This window comes from Kitasatospora sp. NPDC059327, from assembly GCF_042752535.1.
Taxonomy (GTDB): Bacteria; Actinomycetota; Actinomycetes; order Streptomycetales; family Streptomycetaceae; genus Kitasatospora.
This window is the reverse complement of sequence record NZ_JBHYYB010000020.1, coordinates 110892-128622: the sequence shown is the minus strand read 5'-3', so window position 1 is coordinate 128622 and position 17731 is coordinate 110892. Positions and strand designations below refer to the sequence as shown.

Here is a 17731-nt window from a genome sequence, read left to right as displayed (position 1 = left end):
GGGCGGCTGTGATCAGCGGATCACAGCCGCCCGCGGACCCCGTCCGCATGCGCGCCCCCTTCTTGCGGAACCCTCCGGCCGACCGAACCGACGCACTTCCCGATGGAGCTGCAGCCATGACGCAGGCACCCACCACCGACCTCCTCGCCCGGGCCCGGACCTGGCTGGCCGAGGACCCCGACCCGCAGACCCGCGAGGAGCTGGCCGCGCTGCTGGCGGAGGCCGAGGGCCCGGACGCCGAGTCGGACAGCAAGCTCGCCTGGTCGCGCCTGGCCGAGCGGTTCTCCGACCGGCTCCAGTTCGGTACCGCCGGCCTGCGCGGCGAGCTGGGCGCGGGCCCGATGCGGATGAACCGCGCCGTGGTGATCCGGGCCGCCGCCGGCCTGGTGGCGTACGTGAAGAAGGAGAACCTGGGCGACCTGGTCGTCATCGGCTACGACGCCCGGCACAAGTCCTACGACTTCGCCCGCGACACCGCCGCCGTGGTGGTCGGCGCCGGCCTGCGGGCCGCCCTGCTGCCGCGCGCCCTGCCCACCCCGGTGCTCGCCTTCGCGGTCCGCCACCTGGGCGCGGCCGCCGGCGTCACCGTCACGGCCAGCCACAACCCGCCGCAGGACAACGGCTACAAGGTCTACCTGGGCGACGGCTCGCAGATCGTCCCGCCGGCCGACGCCGGGATCGCCGCCGAGATCGACGCGATCGGCTCGCTCACCGAGGTCCCGCTCGCCGAGGACGGCTGGGACGTGCTCGGCGAGGACGTCGTGGACGCGTACCTGACCCGCGCCGTCTCCACCGTGGACCCGCACAGCCCGCGCGACCTGGACGTCGTCTACACCCCGATGCACGGCGTCGGCCGGGACACCCTGGTCGCCGCCTTCCGCCGGGCCGGCTTCCCCGCGCCCACCGTGGTCGCCGAGCAGGCCGAACCCGACCCGGACTTCCCGACCGTGGCCTTCCCCAACCCGGAGGAGCCGGGGGCGATGGACCTCGCCTTCCGCACCGCCGCCTCGGTCGGCCCGGACATCGTCATCGCCAACGACCCGGACGCCGACCGCTGCGCGGTGGCCGTCCCGGTCAACGGGAACGCCGCCGGCGGCAACGGCACCGGCTGGCGGATGCTGCGCGGCGACGACGTGGGCGCGCTGCTCGGCGCCGCGCTGGTCGCCAAGCAGGCCACCGGCACCTTCGCCACCACCATCGTCTCCTCCACCCTGCTCAGCCGGATCGCCGAGGCCGCCGGGCTGGGCTACGCCGAGACGCTGACCGGCTTCAAGTGGATCGCCCGCGCCGACGGCCTGCGCTACGGCTTCGAGGAGGCGCTCGGCTACTGCGTCGACCCGCAGGGCGTGCGCGACAAGGACGGCATCACCGCCGCCCTGCTGGTCGCCGAGCTGGCCGCCACCCTCAAGCGGTCCGGCCGCACCCTCGCCGACCTGCTGGACGACCTGGCGCTGGAGCACGGCCTGCACGCCACCGACCAGCTCTCCGTCCGGGTGGAGGACCTCACGCTGATCGCCGAGGCGATGCGGCGCCTGCGCGAGCGGCCTCCGACCGTGCTGGCCGGTCTCACCGTCACCCGGGCCGACGACCTGACCGCCGGCTCCGCCGACCTGCCGCCGACCGACGGCCTGCGCTACTACCTGGCCGGCGAGGCCGTCCGCTCGGCCCGGATCGTGGTCCGGCCGTCGGGCACCGAGCCCAAGCTGAAGTGCTACCTGGAGGTCGTCCTGCCGGTCGGCTCCGCCGCCGACCTGGCCGGCGCCCGGGAGCGTGCCGCCGAGCTGCTCGGCGCGATCAAGCGCGACCTGGCCGCGGCCGCCGGCATCGACGGCTGATCCACCCGGCGCGCCGGTCCCTGCCGCGCGACCGTAAGAGGCCCCCGCCGCGGCGGGGGCCTCTTCGTCGTCTCCTCGGACCGCGCCGGGTCCTCAGACCGCGATCGCGGTGATCAGCGCGGCCAGACCGAGCAGGGTCGGCGCGATGATCCACCAGCACCACCGCACCACGACCGGGCCGGCCGCGGCGGGGTTCGCCGCGTTGCGCTCGGCCGTCTCCTGCAGGATCGCGACCACCTGGTCGGACCAGGCCCGGTTCGGGTCCGGCGCGCCCTCGACCACCGACGGGGCGGGCCGGCCGAAGGCCGCCCCCAGCCGGGAGGCGTGCTGCTCGGTGCCGCCGCGCTGCTGGATCCGGTTGGCCCGCTTGCGCTGGCGCAACGACACCGGCACGGCCCACACCTGGTACTTGTGGCCCCCGGTCAGCAGCTCCACCGAGTAGCCCGCGCGCAGCGCGTCCACCGACGCCCAGGGCGCCGTGATCGTCCGCAGCGGGTTGCGCACCACCAGCCGCCGGTCGTTCACCCGCACCGCCGGCCGCAGCGTGTAGGCGATCACCGGGAAGGCGAACACCGGTACCGCGGCCAACGACACGTACGGGGTCTTGCCCGTCCCGTTCAGCGCCGCGTCCGCGATCAGCCACCCGGCCACGGCCAGCAGCAGCACACCGGAGATGACACCGGGAATGGAGCGGTACACGCGGTCCGCGTACACGGGCTCCCCGTCGGAGCCGGCCGAGCCCTGGTGGGGCTTGCCGTCGGATTCGGTCATGGCGACGATTCTGCCCCATGCTCCCCCTGATCTACAGGGGCGGCGATCACCGTGGCGACCTCGGCCGTCCTCCTCCCCGTTCGGGTGAGTCCACCCCCGCGCCGCCCCCGACCCGCCGAGGCCACCCCGGAACCGGGCCCCGCCGCGCCGAGATATCGGTCCGGCATCGAAAGGTGGGGGGCCTAGCGGTTGACTACGCGCGTAGATATGCTGGTGTGGTGACTATGTCCACTCTTGCAGCCAATGCCCCCGGCGCTGCGGGCAGCGGTCTTGCGGACGTTGCGGCGTCCGAAGCCTCGCTCCGCCGCTTCCTGCACGGCCTGCCCGGCGTCGACCAGGTCGGCCTGGAGGCGCGTGCCGCCACTCTCGGTACCCGCTCGATCAAGACCACGGCGAAGGCGTACGCCATCGACCTGGCCATCTCGATGATCGACCTGACCACGCTCGAAGGCGCGGACACCGCCGGCAAGGTGCGCGCGCTGTGCGCCAAGGGCCGGACCCCGGATCCGTCCGACCCGACCACCCCGCGCGTCGCCGCCATCTGTGTCTATCCGGACATGGTCGCCACCGCGAAGGACGCCCTGCGGGGCACCGACATCCAGGTCGCCTCCGTCGCCACCGCCTTCCCCGCCGGGCGCGCCGCGCTCCCGGTGAAGCTCGCCGACACCGCCGACGCGGTCGCGGCCGGCGCCGACGAGATCGACATGGTGATCGACCGGGGCGCCTTCCTCTCCGGCCGTTACCTGGACGTCTTCAACGAGATCGTCGCCGTCAAGGAGGCGTGCAAGCGCCCCGACGGCACCGCCGCCCACCTCAAGGTGATCTTCGAGACCGGCGAGCTGCAGACGTACGACAACGTGCGCCGCGTCTCGTGGCTGGCGATGTTGGCCGGCGCCGACTTCATCAAGACCTCCACCGGCAAGGTCGCCGTCAACGCGACCCCGCCGGTCACCCTGCTGATGCTGGAGGCCGTCCGCGACTTCAAGGCGCAGACCGGTGTCCAGGTCGGCGTGAAGCCCGCCGGTGGCATCAAGACCACCAAGGACGCCATGAAGTACCTGGTGATGGTCAACGAGACCCTCGGCGACGACTGGCTGACCCCGCACTGGTTCCGCTTCGGCGCGTCCAGCCTGCTCAACGATCTGCTGATGCAGCGTCAGAAGCTGACCACCGGACGGTACTCCGGCCCCGACTACGTGACGGTGGACTGATCACCATGGCCAAGAAGAAGAACATCGAGGAGCCCACGGCGCAGCCGGCCGGCGGCCTCTTCAGCTACGCCCCGGCGCCCGAGTCCTCCGCCGCCGCGGGTGACATCGCCACCTCCTACGGCCACTTCATCGGCGGCGAGTTCGTCGACTCCTCCGGCAGCGAGGCCCTGAAGACGGTCAACCCGGCCACCGAGCAGGTGCTCGCCGAGTTCGCCCAGGGCACCGAGGAGGACGTCGACCGCGCGGTCGCCGCCGCCCGCAAGGCCTTCACCGACTGGTCGGCGCTGCCGGGCAGCGAGCGCGCCAAGTACCTGTTCCGGATCGCCCGGATCATCCAGGAGCGCAGCCGCGAGCTGGCCGTGCTGGAGTCGATCGACAACGGCAAGCCGATCCGCGAGACCCGCGACGTCGATCTGCCACTGGTCGCCGCGCACTTCTTCTACTACGCGGGCTGGGCCGACAAGCTGGACTTCGCCGGTTACGGCCCGAACCCGCGCCCGCTGGGTGTGGCCGGCCAGGTCATCCCGTGGAACTTCCCGCTGCTGATGCTGGCGTGGAAGATCGCCCCGGCGCTGGCCACCGGCAACACCGTGGTGCTGAAGCCGGCCGAGACCACCCCGCTGACCGCGCTGCGCTTCGCCGAGATCTGCCGTCAGGCGGGTCTGCCGAAGGGCGTCGTCAACATCGTCACCGGTGACGGCCGCACCGGCGCCGCGCTCACCTCGCACCCGGACGTCAACAAGGTCGCCTTCACCGGCTCCACCCCGGTCGGCCGGGCGATCGCCAAGCAGATCGCCGGCACCCGCAAGAAGCTCTCGCTGGAGCTCGGCGGCAAGGCCGCGAACATCGTCTTCGACGACGCGCCGATCGACCAGGCGGTCGAGGGCATCGTCAACGGCATCTTCTTCAACCAGGGCCACGTCTGCTGCGCGGGCTCGCGCCTGCTGGTCCAGGAGTCGATCCACGACGAGCTGCTGGACGCCCTGAAGCGTCGGATGGGCACCCTGCGGGTCGGCGACCCGCTGGACAAGAACACCGACATCGGCGCCATCAACTCGGCCGCCCAGCTGGCCCGGATCACCGCGCTGACCGACGCCGGCGAGGCCGAGGGCGCCGAGCGCTGGTCGCCCGCGTGCGAGCTGCCGGGCACCGGCTTCTGGTTCAGGCCGACCCTGTTCACCGGCGTCAGCCAGGCCCACCGGATCGCCCAGGAGGAGATCTTCGGGCCGGTCCTGTCGGTGCTGACCTTCCGCACCCCCGCCGAGGCGGTCGAGAAGGCCAACAACACCCCGTACGGCCTCTCCGCCGGCATCTGGACGGAGAAGGGCTCGCGCATCCTCTGGACCGCCAACCGGCTCAAGGCCGGCGTGGTCTGGGCCAACACCTTCAACAAGTTCGACCCGACCTCGCCGTTCGGCGGCTACAAGGAGTCGGGTTACGGCCGCGAGGGTGGCCGCCACGGTCTGGAGCCCTACCTGAATGTCGAGGCCCGAGATGTCTGATGTCGTGAGCCGTCTTGATGTCCTCAAGACCTACAAGCTGTACGTCGGCGGGAAGTTCCCGCGCTCCGAGAGCGGACGGGTGTACGAGGTGACGGACTCGAAGGGCGAGTGGCTCGCCAACGCCCCGCTCGGCACCCGCAAGGACGCCCGGGACGCCGTGGTGGCCGCCCGCGCGGCGGTCAAGGGCTGGGCCGGCACCACCGCGTACAACCGCGGCCAGGTGCTGTACCGCGTCGCCGAGATGCTCCAGGGCCGGCGTGAGCAGTTCGCCGCCGAGGTGGCGCTCTCCGAGGGCGTCGGCCCGAAGAAGGCCGCCGCCCTGGTGGACGCCGCCATCGACCGCTGGGTCTGGTACGCGGGCTGGACCGACAAGGTCGCCCAGATCGCGGGCGGCGCCAACCCGGTCGCCGGGCCGTTCTTCAACCTCTCCACCCCGGAGCCGACCGGTGTGGTCGGGATCGTCGCCCCGCAGGCCGGCTACGGGCACTCGCTGCTCGGCCTGGTCTCGGTGATCGCGCCCGCCATCGCCACCGGCAACACCGTGGTCGTCGCGGCCGCCGCCGACGCGCCGCTGCCCGCCCTGTCGCTGGGCGAGGTGCTGGCCACCTCGGACGTCCCCGGCGGCGTGGTCAACATCGTCTCCGGCCGGACCGCCGACATCGCGCCGACCCTGGCCTCGCACCAGGACGTCAACGCGGTGGACCTCACCGGCGCGATCGCCGCCGACGGTCCCGGCGCGGCGGGCGCGCTGGAAGCGGCTGCCGCGGATACCCTGAAGAGGGTGGTCCGTCCGGAGCTGGACCCGTTCGCCCAGGACTGGACCAATGCTCCCGGTACCGACCGGCTACTCTCGTTCCTGGAGACGAAGACGGTCTGGCACCCGATGGGGATCTGACCTCCTCGTCACCCGTGGGCCCGGTGGGCCCGCCGAGTAACAACTCCACAGACTGGCCGTCCCCAGTGCCCTCACCCCCCCAGGGCCCGGACGGTCATTGGACGGACCCGCGCCTCTCCCCCCCTGGCGCGGGTCCGTCGACTTTCCCGGCCTTTCCCGGGCTTTCCCGGCGCCGCGCCAAGATCGCCGCAGAAGGTGTGATCCGACCGGTTTCGGCATCGGGCCCCGATGCGTCAGACTGGTGTCCCGTGAGTGACTCCCCGCTGAATGCCGCGCCGATAGCCCGCGCCCGAGTGGTCCTGCTGTCCGGACCCTCCGGATCGGGCAAGTCCTCACTGGCGGAGCGCAGCGGCCTGCCGGTGCTCCAGCTCGACGACTTCTACAAGGACGGGGACGACCCCACCCTGCCGCTGCTGCCCGACGGCGCGGTCGACTGGGACTCCCCGCTCTCCTGGCACCGCGAGCAGGCCGTGGCCGCGATCCGCGACCTCCACGGGACCGGCCGCGCCGAGGTCCCGGTGTACTCGATCCCGGCCAACGGCCGCGTCTCCACCCGGGTGCTGGACCTGGCCGGCGCGCCCGCGTTCATCGCCGAGGGCATCTTCGCCGCCGAGATCGCCGGCGACTGCGCCGCCGAGGGCCTGCTGGGCGACGCCCTGTGCCTGCGCAACGGCGCGCTCACCACCGCCTGGCGCCGGCTGCGCCGGGACGTCCGGGAGAGCCGCAAGTCGCTGCCCGTCCTGGTCCGCCGCGGCTGGCGGCTGATGCGCGCGGAGCGCTCGATCGTCGGCCGGCAGGTCGGGCTGGGCGCCCATCCCTGCACCGGGCCGGAGGCGGACCGGCGGATCCGCGCGGCGGCCGGGCGGCAGCTCTCCGCCGTCTGAGCCCCGGCCCCGGCCCGGTCCGGGACCCTGCGGAACAGCACGACGGCGGGCCCGGTGCGTCTCCCCCGCACCGGGCCCGCCGTCTTCCCGGACGGCCATCGGGCTCCCCCGGTGGCGCCGCTCCCCCGAGCCGGCGCCGCCAGTTCCCTGACCGTCCTCACCCGTCCCCCGACGGGAGTTCCCGCCCCTCTCGGGGCCCTTCCTCAGGCGACCAGCTCGCCGAACGCCCGGACGGTGTCGCCCGACTTGTTCAGGTGCTCGTCGTCGCGCAGCCGGCGCAGCGCGCGCCAGATGCTGCTCTTGACCGTGCCGACGCTGATGCCGAGCACGTCGGCGATCTCCGGGTCGGTCTTGCCCTCGTAGTAGCGCAGCACCAGCATGGTCCGCTGGTTCTCCGGCAGCTTCGCCAGCGCCTGCCAGAGCACGGCGCGCAGCTCGGTGCCGCCCATCGCGTCGGTGTCGCCGACCGTCTCCGGCAGCTCCTCGGTCGGGTACTCGTTGACCTTGCGGCGACGCCAGGCGGAGATGTGCAGGTTGGTCATGGTGCGGCGGAGGTAGCCCCCGACCGCGGCCTTGTCGGTGATCCGGCCCCAGGCCCGGTAGGTGCTGAAGAGCGCGCTCTGCAGCAGGTCCTCGGCCTCGTAGCGGTCACCGGTCAGGTGGTACGCCGTGGCGTACAGGGAGGCGCGGCGCTCGCGCACGTACGCGGTGAACTCCTTGGTGTGGTCCTCCGCGACGGCCGAGTGCTCCCCCTGCGCGTCTCCCTGTGCCGCCTCGGTGGTGCGGGCCGCCGCGGGGTTCAGCCGCAGCAGCGTCGCACCGGCGGTCCCGCGGCCGGCCGACTCCCCCGAGTCGACCTTCCGCAGCCCGCTCCCCCCGATTTCCCCGTTCCCCCCCAGGGTGTCCTTGCCCTCGACGCGGACGGGGAGGATCCCCCGCAGCGTGAGGGTGTTGGCGGAGTCGACCACGGTCCCCCGGTGGCCGATTCCGTACAGCTCCCCCTGCCTGCCGCCGCCGCTCACCCGGCGGGCGACAGTATTTCCACCGGCGCTGTGGGCGCACCCCCGCACGATCACGGCTCCGGAGTTCTCGTCGGTCCTGACCTCGTACCGGGTCCGGTGGGTGGCCGATGAGGAGCGCGCCGTGCGGTCAGCCGGGTTGGTCCGGGTCTGCAGCCTGGCGTTCATCGTGCGCCCCCTTGGTCGGTACGAGCGGTTCCTGTTGCCGCCGTTCAGCCGGCCTGTTGGCCCGCTGTCCTGCGGCGACATGGAAAATCTTGCCCGCCGGTTGTGATGACGCTGTCCGTCGACTGTCACAGGGGTGTCACAGGGGCGGGGCTTTCGTCCCGCAGCGCTTCTCGCCGTGACGGACGCCGGTGGCCCGGCTTCCGGTTCCCGCGCGGGCGGTGGCCGGTGCCGGGGGGTGATTCGGCGCTCCGGGTGAGCCAGAATGAGGCCGTGCCTTTCCTCCTACTGATCGAGGACGACGACGCCATCCGTACCGGCCTCGAACTCGCCCTCACCCGCCAGGGCCACAAAGTGGCCACCGCCGCCTCCGGCGAGGACGGTCTGAGGCTCTTCAAGGAGCAGCGGCCGGACCTGATCGTGCTGGACGTCATGCTGCCCGGAATCGACGGCTTCGAGGTCTGCCGCCGGATCCGCCGCACCGACCAGCTGCCGATCATCCTGCTCACCGCCCGGTCCGACGACATCGACGTCGTGGTCGGCCTGGAGTCCGGCGCGGACGACTACGTCGTCAAGCCGGTGCAGCCGCGCGTCCTGGACGCCCGGATCCGGGCCGTGCTGCGGCGCGGTGAGCGGGAGAGCTCGGACTCCTCCGCGTACGGCACGGTGGTGATCGACCGCGCGGCGATGACCGTCACCAAGGACGGCGAGGACCTCCAGCTCACCCCGACCGAGCTGCGACTGCTGCTGGAGCTCAGCCGCCGGCCCGGACAGGCGCTCTCCCGCCAGCAGTTGCTGCGCCTGGTCTGGGAGCACGACTACCTCGGCGACTCCCGGCTGGTGGACGCGTGCGTCCAGCGGCTGCGGGCGAAGGTCGAGGACGTGCCCTCGGCGCCCACCCTGATCCGCACCGTGCGCGGGGTCGGCTACCGGCTGGACCCTCCGGCGTGACCGCCCCCGGCCCCACCGCGCTCCTGATACCCCGCCTCTCCTGATCTTCCGTAACGACAGGCTCCCGTGACTGACCTCCAGACGACGACCAGCCGCTTCTCCTCGGGCCCGTGGCGACGGCTGCGCTCCCTGCGGGTGCGGCTGATCGCGGTGTTCGCCGCGGTCGCATTGCTCGCCGCCGTCTCGGCCTCCGGCATCGCGTACTGGCTGAACCGGGACGCGGTGCTCAAGCGCGCCCAGGACACCGCTCTCAACGACTTCCGGGTCTCGCTCACCCGCAACGTCTCCGAGCTGCCGCTGAACGCCACCTGCGCCGAGCTGAACCAACTGGCCTCCACCGTCGCCAGCTCCGGACTGAGCTACGAGGTGGTGGTCTCCGACCCCGCCCGCCCGGACTGCGTCGCCTCCTCGGACCCGACGTCCTACACGCTCGCCGACGTCCCGGCCAAGCTGCGGGACACCGTGGCGAAGCCGCGCGAGGTCACCGACAACAACCGGTACGCGTACCACCTGTACTGGCAGCGGCAGAACCTGGCCGGCCGGCCGTTCGTGATCGGCGGCACCAAGGTGGTACCGACCGGGCCGACGGCGTACATGTTCAAGTCGCTGGAGAACGAGCGGGCCGACCTGAACACCCTCGGCTGGTCGCTGGCGATCGCCACCCTGCTGGCGCTGATCGGCTCGGCGCTGCTCGCCCAGGCCGCGTCGGCGACGGTGCTGCGCCCGGTCAAGCGGCTCGGCGACGCGGCCCGGCGGCTCGGCGAGGGACATCTCGACACCCGGCTGGAGGTCGACGGCTCGGACGAACTCGCGGACCTGGCGAGGACGTTCAACCGCACCGCGGAGTCCCTGCACGAGCAGGTCGAGGAGCTGAGCGCGCGGGAGGCGCAGAGCCGGCGGTTCGTCGCCGACATGTCGCACGAGCTGCGGACCCCGCTGACCGCGATGACCGCCGTGACGGACATCCTGGAGGACGAGGCCGAGTCGCTGGACCCGATGATCGAACCGGCCGTGCGGCTGGTGGTCAACGAGACGCGGCGGCTGTCCGACCTGGTGGAGAACCTGATGGAGGTGACCCGCTTCGACGCCGGTACGGCCAAGCTGGTCGCCGACGAGGTGGACATCTCCGATCTGATCATGTCCTGCATCGACGGCCGGGCCTGGTACGACGCGGTCGAACTGGACGCCCCGCGCGGCGTCCGGGCCGTGGTCGACCCGCGCCGGCTGGACGTGGTCTTCGCCAACCTGATCGGCAACGCGCTCAAGCACGGCGGCTCGCCGGTGCGGGTGACGGTCCGTGAGGTGGGGCCCGCGGTCGACCCGGAGGGTGGTACGACGGCGAGCGGTTCCGAGGGCGGTCCGGAGGGTGGCCCGGTGGGCGGTCCGGAGGGCGCCGGGACGGCCGGTCCGGCGGTCGGCTCGGTGGTCATCGAGGTCTCCGACAGCGGCCCGGGCATCCCCGAGGACGTGCTGCCGCACGTCTTCGACCGTTTCTACAAGGCCGACAAGGGGCGGGCGCGGTCCGAGGGCAGCGGTCTGGGCCTGTCCATCGCGATGGCCAACGCACAGATCCACGGGGGGACGATCACGGCCGCCAACGGGGAGGTGGGGGCGGTGTTCACGCTGACGCTGCCGCGGACCCAGCCTCCGCCGCCGGCGGCCGCCGACTCCGAGGAGAGTGCGCAGTGACCTCCCGCCCGTCCGTTCCGGCCGGTCCCGCCGGCCTGTCGCGCCCCTCGCGCCCGGCCCGTCCGTCCCGCACCTCCCGGCCGGGCCGGGTGCTCGGCGCGGCCGGGCTGGTCGCGCTGGCCGCCCTCGCCGCCGGGTGCGGCATCCGGCCGACCGCCGTCCCGGTGGACGCGGGCGCGCCCGCCAGCCGGACGGCCTGCCCGACCGCGCCGACCATACCCACGGCGCCGGCCACACCCTCGCCGGTCGGCCCGACGGCGCCCGCCGCGCATTCCTCGGTGAAACCGTTCGTGAGCCCGGCGCCGTCGGCCGCGCGGGCCTCCGGGCCGTCCGCGCCGGCGGACAACGTGTTCAGCGCGGTGGCATCCCCGGCCCCGACGGCATCGCCCACCTGTCGCTGATCGGTCCTGCCCACACGCGGCCATGTGTGGACCGAACAAGGCCTGATTCGACCTTTTCCAGGCCGTTTCGGGCCACTTCGGGCTGCTCCGGGCGTGCGGTGGATTGTTCACGCCGGGCGTGGAACCACCGCGCCACCGGCTCACGTCCTTCCCCGCGTGCAGCGAGATGGCACCAGGGCACGCGACGAGCGTTCCGGCGTGCGGACCGAGACCGGGCCGGCGGCGGCCGTCCACCGTCCCCTACGGCTGGCGGGCCTGATCGGCCTCACCCTCCATCTGGCCCTGGCCGGCTGGTTGGTGCTGAGACCGCTGCCGGTGGCCTGGGTCTACGACGCCAATCTGACGCCGCTCGCCTCGCTCCGCTTCTCCACCGCCTGGCAGTTGCTGGGCGAACTGCTCCTGCTGGCCCCGCTCGGCGTGCTGCTCCCGCTGGCCGGCGGCCGCCTCCGGGCCCGCTGGCTGCCGTCCTTCCTCCGCACCACGGGCGCCTCCGCGCTGCTGGCGACCGCCCTGGAGTTCCTCTCCTCCTGGGCCCCGGGCCACGTCCTGAACGTCGACCACATACTGTTCGCCGTCGTCGGCGTCGCCGTCGTCCACCTCGCCCTGGTGCCCGCCTGCCGGTCGCTGCTGAACCGGCCCCGCCGACCGCGTGCCGAGCGGCCCGCCCCGGCGCCCGCGCCCGCGCCGGTGCCCGCGCCGGTGCCCGCGCCCGTCTACGGGGAGCCGGCCTCGTCCCACGGCCACTGAGGCGGCTCGCCACTCGCCGCCGTCCACCTCACCCCCCTGGTGCCCGCCCGCCGGTCGCGTGCCGAGCGGCCCGCCCGTCTACGCGGAGCCGGTCTCGTCCCACGGCCACCGAGGCGGGTCGGCACTCGCCGGGCAGTAATAGGCACCGGGGGCGGACACCGCGCACGGGGCGGGGTCGATCAGCCTCCCGCGTTCGGGGGCGGCCCGCCCGCACGCCCGGCAGCGCACCGCGACCTGCCCGCCCGCCGCGCGCAGGCGGGCCACCGCGTCGTCCAGGTCGCGCAGGTTGCCGTCCCGGACGGGGGCGGGCAGACCCTCCAGGAACAGCTTCCCGTGCCACAGGCTCAGGCCGGACAGCAGACGGAGGGCGCGAAGCAGCTCGATCCGCCGCTCCCCCGCGCCGGTCAGTTCGACGACGAACTCCGGTTCCTCCACCGGCTCACCTCTCGGTCGCGCCTGTGCGGCCGCGCTTCGTCGGTCCCGCTCGCTCGGTCCCGCTCGCTCGGTCCCGCTTGCGTGGAACCACCCGGTCGGTCTCGCTTGCTCGGCCGTGCCTCGATGAGCCCGGCCAGCGGTCAGCGGACGAGGCGGTGCGCGCGCTGCCGGCGGCGCTTGGCGACCAGGACGCCCAGGGTGCCCACGCCCATCCCGATCGCCATGGCGCCGGTGATCGCCATCGGCGCGGAGGAGGAGCCGCCGCCGGTCGACGCCAGCCCGGCCTCCGGCACCGGGACGGGGGCCGCCGCCGGAGCGGCCGCGGCCGCCGGCTGGCTCGGGGCCGCTCCGGTGACCTGCCCGGCGGCGACCACGGCGGCGGTGGTCTGCGAGGGCGCGACCGGCGCCGCGGCCGGGGGCGTGCTCGCCGCCGCCGGGGCGGTCGGGGTGGCGGGGGCCGGGGCCGCCGGCGACGCCGAGGGGGACGGCGGGGCCGACGGCGTGCCCGAGGCGCTCGGCGCCGCGACGGTGAACCGGACCGCCCGACTGGAGGTCGTGGCGGCGAGTCCGCTGCCCTCCGGCAGGCTGTGGCCGGTCAGCTGCACGGACGCGCTCCCGAGCGGGGCGTCCTCGGTAAAGGCCAACCGGACCTCGATCGTGCGGGAGGCGCCGTCACGCAGCCGGACCAGGTCGCCCTCCTTGTCGCCCGTGACGAGCCCGAAGTGCAGCTGCCCCGGGGCCGGGTCCTCCTGCCGGGCGATGGCGGGCAGCCACCCGCCGTCCGGGGTCAGGAACTCGAACCGGACCGCGTCGGCGGGCAACGGACCCTCGACCTGGACGGTGACCTCGGGCTGGACCCGGATGTCCTTGCCGCTGTGGTTGGCGACGACCAGCTTGAACGGCCGCCCCTGGCCACCGGCGGTGAAGGAGACCGGGACGCCTTCGACGCTCAGCTCGGCCGGGCCGGGCGCGGGGGCCGGCGTCGGGGTGTTCGACCCGCCCGCCGGGAGGACGGTGAAGCGCGCGTACTCGCTGAAGGGGTTGGAGATCCGCTGCTCCGGCGGCAGCGTCGGATCCGACACCACGGCCCGGAACGCGGCCGTCGCCGTTCCGCCCGCGGCACCGGCGGTGACGGCGAGCCGCAGCCGGTAGCTGACCGAGGCCTTGGCCGGCACGCTGATCCTGGTGGCGAAGGTGTCCAACTCCCAGACGGCGCCGACCTGCTGGCCGGGGCCGAGCAGGGCGGCCTTCCACTGGCCGCTGCCGGGCGCCTGGAACTCCAGCTTGAGCTGGGTCTCCTTGATACCCGAGTTGACGTCCGCCAGGGTGAACCCGGTCGTGGCGTCCACCGCGTGGTCGGCGGAGTTGCGCAGGGTCGCGGTGAACTCGACCGGCGCCGCACCGGCGGTGACGGTCCCGGGAAGGCCGTCCAACGTGATCGACACCGGCGCGCTCTGCGCCCGGGTGCCCTGCGGGCTCTGGGTGCTCCGAGCGGTCGACGGGGCGGCGAGCGCGGCCGGCGCGGAGGCCAGGGCGGTGCCGGAGACGAGAGTCGCGGTGGCGGCCAGGGCGAGGAGGCCGCGGTGCTGAGTACGCAATGGAACCTCACGGAGGAGAGCGGGCCTTGCCCGGCAGCGAGTCCGTCGCCGGCGACTGTGCGGGCTCCCTACGCAGGCCATGACCGTCCCGCTGCTTCGCCCCCAAACTCCAGCAACGGCCGCATCATATCCGAACGTGTGGACCAATCGTGAAGGAGTTTCGGTCGCCGGGACGAACACTCGGTGCGGGCCACCGAAGGCGTCCGCGCCGACCGATTCCGCTCCGCCGCACGGCTGTTACCCGGCCCGCCGGACCCGGCCGCCGACCTCGACCAGACCCCCGGGGCGGACGGCCGTGACGAGCTGCGAACCGAGCCCCTGGGTGATCGTCAGATCGCGCCGCAGCTCGGCCGTGAGCAGCAGCGCGGCGGCGCCGGTGGCCTCGTCCTCGTCGATCCCGTCGCCGCGGCCGGGGAAGGCGCGCGCCCGTACGGTGCCCGCCCCCTCGTCCTGCCAGGCCCAGGCGTAGATCCACTCGCCCGGCGGCGGGACGTCCAGGGCGTCCACCTCGGCGGCGGAGCCGTACCGCTTCAGCGTGCGCCCCGGCGCCCACGCGGCGCGGGCCTCGATGCGGGTGAACTCCCCTTCGTGGCGCGCCCGGACGGTACCGGCGGCGGTCTCCAGCCGGTCCGCGCCGAGCAGCCAGGCCGCGCCGACGCACGGGTGGCCGGCGAACGGCAGGCGAACGCTCGGGGTGTAGATGTCGATCGCGCCGCGCTCGGCGTCGTCGACGAAGACGGTCTCGCTGAAGCCGAGTTCACGGGCGACGGCCAGCCGGCCGGCCTCGCCGGGGACGGCCGCGCCGTCGCGGACCACGCCGAGTTCGTTGCCGTGCCCGCCGTCGGGGCCGCAAAAGACCCGAAGGACCTCATAGTCAGTCATTCGCCCACCCAACCACGGGCGGGGGGTGGATTCAGCAATGAGTCCGTGACGAAAACGCGGCGGCGAATGTCGGCGGGCTCCAGTACTGTGCGCACTCGTCCCCATCAGTTCTCCCCTTCTCACCTCCCACAGGAATCACCTCCGTGAATCTCGACTTCACCGTTGACCCCCTTTTCTCCTGGTATGTCGTGCTGCTGGCGATCAGCGGCATCGCCATGGTCGTGCTCGGCGCGGTCAACCTCGGCGGCGGCCTGAGTGCCGGCTGGCGCGCCATCAACGTGATCGCCGGTCTCGCGTTCACCGGCTACGCGTACTACCTCGCGTTCGTCTTCGAGGGCGGCGAGTACCGGATGTTCTTCCAGGCGTTCATCCTGCCGGTGCTGCTGATCGTCAACGCCGTGAAGGCGATGGTGGCCCGCAGCAACGCCCCGGCCCCGCAGCCGGTCCCGTACGACCCGAACGCGCCGCAGTACAACCCGAACGCGGCCTACAACCCGAACGCCACGCCGAACCCGTACGCGCAGGGCGCCCCCGTCCCGCCGCAGGCCGCCCCGGGCGCCCAGCCCGTTCAGCCCGCGGGCCAGCCGCAGCACCCGGCGGGCTGAGCCCGGTGGCCGGCCCCGCCCTTCCGGTGGCCGGCCACCCCTGGTGCAATGACGGGGCGCCACTTCACGCCCATCCGCCACCGGACCGGTAGAGGCCGACGATGACACCTGACGAACCGGATCCGGCGCCTTCCCCGGACCGCAGCGAGGAGCGGCCCGACCTGGGCGACGCCCATGTCGGGCTGCTCGTGGCCGTGGGCGCGGTCGCCATCACTTGGTGGGTCGCCGGACGGCCCGGGTGGGCCGTGGGCATCGCGGCCGTCCTCGCCGTCTGGTTCGTGATCGCCCTGGCCGTCATCACCGCGCTCGGCGGCCGCGGCCGCAACGCCCTGCGCCGCGCGTACTTCGCCACCTTCGGCTGGCTGACGTACTTCTGATCCGTCCGGGGCGACGGCGGACGCGTCAGGGCGTCGGGCGGTGCAGGTCCCGGGGGAAGAGCGCGTCAGCGGGTCGCCGCTGGGCGCCCCCGTGACGGGACACTCCCGCAGTACCTCACCCCAGCAGGTCCGCCGCCGCGCCGATCAGGGCGCGGGCCGGCTCACCGTGAACGGCCTGCTCCGCCAGCTCGCCGAAGGCCTGGACGTACAGGGCGATCTCAGTGGGCTGGCTGATGGTGAGGTACCCGGAGACCAGCTCCACGTTCACCTGGGCCGCGTCGTAGATCCAGAACCCCTCGACGGGCATCCGCAGGCGGTCCGGACTCATGGGCACGACACCGAGGCTCACGTTGGGCAACGTGCCGACGGTGAGCAGGTGGGCGAGCTGCTCGCGCTGGACGTCCCGGCCGCCGGGGCCGGAGCGCAGCACGGACTCCTCCACGAGGAAGGCGAACCGGCGGTCGCCCTCGTGGAGGACCCGCTGCCGCTCCATCCGCACATCGACGGCGGCGTCCACGTCATCCAGGGTTGAGCGACGCCGCTGGACGGCCCGGAGCACCGACGTGGTGTACGCGCGAGTTTGCAAAAGCCCGGGGACCAGCCAGGAGGAGTAGGCACGGAAGCGGCGGGTGCGCTCGTAGCGCGGCATGACCGACTCCTGTACGCGCTTCAGACCGTCCTTCTCCATGCGCCGCCATTCGACGAACATGCCGTCGACCGCCCGCAACGAGGCGATGAGATCCGGCGCCCGGTCGTCCGCCCCGGACGCCCGACACCAGGCCAGGAGATCGCCGGGCGAGGGCAACGTCCGGGCGTTCTCGATCCGCGAGGACTTGGACGGGTGCCAGCCACAACGGTCGGCGAGCTCCCGCCCGGAGAGACCTGCCTCCCGGCGGATCTCGCCGAGCCGATCGGCGAGATCCCGACGGGCCTGCTGGACACTTGACGATGCTGGATCGGACATGGGCTTCGGCCGCTCAGCGCGGCTGGTACTCCTCGTGGGGGACGGCCCGCTGCCACACGGATTCGAAGGCTGATCCGCACAGCTTCGCCAGATCGGGATCGGTCACGTACTCACGGCCGTCAATGTCCAAGTGCCCGTCACCAGTGAAGTGGTGGAAGAGCACGGTCTCATCGTCGAAGACCCAGAAGTCCGGCCCTGGGAGGGCGAGATCGCGCGTCTGCCGCCGTGGAAGCCAGCGCACCAGCTCCCCTGCGGCAATGTTGGCGAACGTCCCGTCGTACTCATAGCGGACGTAGTCGCTGATCGGCTCGGAGACGATGCGCGCCCGCCGGACTGTGACTCCCCTGGCTACCGCGGCACTGACCACGTCGTGCCAGGACTCCCACCACGACGCCCGATTCCCAGGATCGGATCGAGCCCCGTCTTGCCAGGCGATGAAGGCGGGATCGTCCCGCATGTAGCTGTCGCGCATCTCCAGGTGCACGGCCGAATACCGGGCCACGGCCAGAGCCTCACGAGCCGGTGGTTGCACGCTCTCCCCCGAAGCACGAGCGGTCGACGTTCCGCCGCAAGACTTCTCCCGGTAGCTCACGGGGTCAAGAACATTGCCCCGGCGCCCGGAGGCACCGGGGCAGCGCAGGGGCGCATCCGTGCAATCTGCTGCAATGCGGCCGGCCGGCGGGACTTTCCGTGGTGGGGGGGGGGGGGGAGGAGGGCCCCCCCCCCCCGACACCCCCCCCCACGGGGGGCCCCCCCACGCAAAAGGAGAGGGGTATTAAAAAAAAAAACACGAGACCCAC

Annotated in this window: 18 protein-coding genes; 11 read left to right on the top strand and 7 right to left on the bottom strand. The window is 73.2% G+C overall.

Annotated features, from left to right (window positions below):
* Positions 1–116 precede the first annotated feature (116 nt).
* The gene (locus tag ACFXHB_RS15385) at positions 117–1835 is read left to right on the top strand and encodes a phospho-sugar mutase (protein ID WP_380574640.1); all 1719 of its coding nucleotides are present in this window, start codon (positions 117–119) and stop codon (positions 1833–1835) included.
* Positions 1836–1928: 93 nt separating this feature from the next.
* Here the strand turns inward: ACFXHB_RS15385 and ACFXHB_RS15380 are convergent, their stop codons facing one another.
* Positions 1929–2606, bottom strand: coding sequence for a PH domain-containing protein (locus ACFXHB_RS15380; protein ID WP_380574639.1), 678 nt, complete (start codon positions 2604–2606; stop codon positions 1929–1931).
* Positions 2607–2830: 224 nt separating this feature from the next.
* Here ACFXHB_RS15380 and deoC point away from each other — a divergent pair, with 224 nt between their 5' ends.
* From deoC to ACFXHB_RS15360, 4 genes are all read left to right on the top strand, one after another.
* Positions 2831–3817: a deoxyribose-phosphate aldolase gene (gene deoC / locus ACFXHB_RS15375; RefSeq protein ID WP_380574638.1), complete on the top strand. Its 987-nt coding sequence runs from the start codon at positions 2831–2833 to the stop codon at positions 3815–3817.
* 5 nt (positions 3818–3822) lie between these two features.
* The gene (locus ACFXHB_RS15370; protein ID WP_380574636.1) at positions 3823–5319 is read left to right on the top strand and encodes an aldehyde dehydrogenase family protein; all 1497 of its coding nucleotides are present in this window, start codon (positions 3823–3825) and stop codon (positions 5317–5319) included.
* Positions 5312–6214, top strand: a complete 903-nt coding sequence (locus tag ACFXHB_RS15365) for an aldehyde dehydrogenase family protein (RefSeq protein ID WP_380574635.1) — start codon at positions 5312–5314, stop codon at positions 6212–6214. Before ACFXHB_RS15370 ends, ACFXHB_RS15365 begins: the two co-directional genes overlap by 8 nt.
* Before the next feature lie 248 nt (positions 6215–6462).
* A complete protein-coding gene (locus tag ACFXHB_RS15360; protein WP_380574634.1) occupies positions 6463–7098 on the top strand; it encodes an ATP-binding protein in 636 nt (211 codons plus the stop codon).
* Between the two features lie 203 nt (positions 7099–7301).
* On the opposite strand, the gene ACFXHB_RS15355 is transcribed toward ACFXHB_RS15360, so the two are convergent.
* On the bottom strand, positions 7302–8285 hold the full coding sequence (locus ACFXHB_RS15355) for a SigE family RNA polymerase sigma factor (RefSeq protein ID WP_380574633.1): 984 nt from the start codon (positions 8283–8285) through the stop codon (positions 7302–7304).
* A gap of 270 nt (positions 8286–8555) precedes the next feature.
* On the opposite strand from ACFXHB_RS15355, the gene ACFXHB_RS15350 reads away from it, so the two are divergent.
* From ACFXHB_RS15350 to ACFXHB_RS15335, 4 genes are all read left to right on the top strand, one after another.
* Positions 8556–9233 carry a response regulator transcription factor gene (locus tag ACFXHB_RS15350; protein WP_329487983.1) on the top strand — a complete coding sequence of 226 codons (678 nt, stop codon included), beginning with the start codon at positions 8556–8558 and terminating at the stop codon, positions 9231–9233.
* A 66-nt stretch (positions 9234–9299) separates the two neighbouring features.
* Complete coding sequence (locus tag ACFXHB_RS15345) at positions 9300–10922, top strand: ATP-binding protein (protein WP_380574632.1); 1623 nt, start codon at positions 9300–9302, stop codon at positions 10920–10922.
* Positions 10919–11323, top strand: a complete 405-nt coding sequence (locus tag ACFXHB_RS15340; protein ID WP_380574631.1) for a hypothetical protein — start codon at positions 10919–10921, stop codon at positions 11321–11323. Before ACFXHB_RS15345 ends, ACFXHB_RS15340 begins: the two co-directional genes overlap by 4 nt.
* Positions 11324–11521: 198 nt before the next feature.
* Positions 11522–12070, top strand: coding sequence for a VanZ family protein (locus ACFXHB_RS15335; RefSeq protein WP_380574630.1), 549 nt, complete (start codon positions 11522–11524; stop codon positions 12068–12070).
* A 78-nt stretch (positions 12071–12148) separates the two neighbouring features.
* On the opposite strand, the gene ACFXHB_RS15330 is transcribed toward ACFXHB_RS15335, so the two are convergent.
* From ACFXHB_RS15330 to ACFXHB_RS15320, 3 genes are all read right to left on the bottom strand, one after another.
* Positions 12149–12505: a ribosomal protein L7/L12 gene (locus ACFXHB_RS15330; protein WP_380574629.1), complete on the bottom strand. Its 357-nt coding sequence runs from the start codon at positions 12503–12505 to the stop codon at positions 12149–12151.
* A gap of 140 nt (positions 12506–12645) precedes the next feature.
* Positions 12646–14103, bottom strand: a complete 1458-nt coding sequence (locus ACFXHB_RS15325; protein WP_380574628.1) for a hypothetical protein — start codon at positions 14101–14103, stop codon at positions 12646–12648.
* A gap of 237 nt (positions 14104–14340) precedes the next feature.
* Positions 14341–14985, bottom strand: a complete 645-nt coding sequence (locus tag ACFXHB_RS15320) for a PhzF family phenazine biosynthesis protein (RefSeq protein WP_380574626.1) — start codon at positions 14983–14985, stop codon at positions 14341–14343.
* Between the two features lie 143 nt (positions 14986–15128).
* Between ACFXHB_RS15320 and ACFXHB_RS15315 the strand changes: the two genes are divergently transcribed.
* Positions 15129–15590, top strand: coding sequence for a hypothetical protein (locus tag ACFXHB_RS15315; protein WP_380574625.1), 462 nt, complete (start codon positions 15129–15131; stop codon positions 15588–15590).
* Positions 15591–15691: 101 nt separating this feature from the next.
* Positions 15692–15967 (top strand): hypothetical protein, encoded by a 276-nt coding sequence (locus tag ACFXHB_RS15310; protein ID WP_380574624.1) that lies wholly within the window; start codon positions 15692–15694, stop codon positions 15965–15967.
* 115 nt (positions 15968–16082) lie between these two features.
* Here ACFXHB_RS15310 and ACFXHB_RS15305 read toward each other — a convergent pair whose 3' ends face one another.
* Both ACFXHB_RS15305 and ACFXHB_RS15300 read right to left on the bottom strand, forming a co-directional pair.
* Positions 16083–16931: a helix-turn-helix domain-containing protein gene (locus ACFXHB_RS15305; protein ID WP_380574623.1), complete on the bottom strand. Its 849-nt coding sequence runs from the start codon at positions 16929–16931 to the stop codon at positions 16083–16085.
* A 13-nt stretch (positions 16932–16944) separates the two neighbouring features.
* On the bottom strand, positions 16945–17463 hold the full coding sequence (locus ACFXHB_RS15300; protein ID WP_380574649.1) for a DUF6879 family protein: 519 nt from the start codon (positions 17461–17463) through the stop codon (positions 16945–16947).
* Positions 17464–17731 lie beyond the last annotated feature (268 nt).